Annotated in this window: 1 protein-coding gene; it reads left to right on the top strand. The window is 45.9% G+C overall.

Going from position 1 to position 401, the window contains the following annotated elements:
* The coding region (locus tag QEH57_RS24820; protein WP_309009503.1) for a hypothetical protein at positions 1-340 on the top strand (340 nt) is incomplete at its 5' end.
* Between the last annotated feature and the right edge of the window lie 61 nt (positions 341-401).

Genomic DNA, 401 nt, shown 5'->3' with positions numbered 1-401 from the left:
CGATATGCAGAAAATGAATTTCGATTTTCCATTCCAACTACTTGAACCGTGGTACTCAGTCGATGACGGAGTCGCACTTGTCGACGAACTAAAAAAGGAAGTGAGAAAAGACGGGATTCTGCACGGATCTGAAGTCGAAGCGATTGCTCGAAGGGGGGATTGTGATGATGTCCTATTTGAGATAAAGAATGGAAGGAATGAAAGATTCGCAGTCGTTCACCTGACCTGGTCTGGCAAAACTGACTCAAATGAGGGATGGCCATCTACAACCTTGTATACCGATATAGAAGCATGGAAGATCGAATGCATGGAACCCGATCATGATGATTTCACCTGTTAAAAATAAGCATATCAAGGCGCAGCTCACAACGTGCGCAAGCGCACGCCGTGAGTGCTAGACG

It is taken from the genome of Pelagicoccus sp. SDUM812005 (assembly GCF_031127875.1).
Classification (GTDB): Bacteria; Verrucomicrobiota; Verrucomicrobiia; order Opitutales; family Opitutaceae; genus Pelagicoccus.
This window is presented reverse-complemented; position numbering and strand designations above follow the sequence as displayed.